We start from the raw sequence: 414 nt of genomic DNA, 5'->3' as shown, positions 1-414 counted from the left end.
CTGCTGAAGGAACGGGTCGGTGAGGTCTCGCAGTTCATGGACACCCTGCGCCAGGTGGCCGAGGGGCAGACCGTCATCGACCCTGAGGTGGTGCGGGTGCTGCTGGCCCAGCAGACGGACAGCCGCCCGCTGAACCGTCTCACCCCCCGCGAGCGGGAGGTGCTGGCGCTGATGGCCGAGGGGCTCAACAACCAGACCATCGCGCAGCGGCTCACCGTCACCGAGGCATCGGTGGTCAAGCACTCCGGCAACATCTTCATGAAACTGGACCTCGACCCGGCGGAGGGCAACCGGCGGGTGCTGGCCGTGCTCGCCCATCTGCGGGGCGATCCGGACTGACGGCCGCCGCCGCTGCCCGTACGGGAGGCCGGGCCGCACCCCGCCGGTCCCGGAGGAGCCCCCAAGGCCCCCCTC

At 71.5% G+C, this 414-nt stretch carries 1 protein-coding gene; it reads left to right on the top strand.

Annotated features, from left to right (window positions below; genetic code table 11):
• On the top strand, positions 1-339 hold a 339-nt coding region (locus V2J85_RS40895; RefSeq protein WP_330824430.1), incomplete at its 5' end, for a helix-turn-helix domain-containing protein.
• Positions 340-414: the final 75 nt, after the last annotated feature.

This window comes from Streptomyces bugieae (assembly GCF_036352915.1).
GTDB lineage: Bacteria > Actinomycetota > Actinomycetes > Streptomycetales > Streptomycetaceae > Streptomyces > Streptomyces endophytica.
The sequence above is the reverse complement of the archived record's forward strand: the minus strand, read 5'-3'. Positions and strand labels throughout refer to the sequence as shown.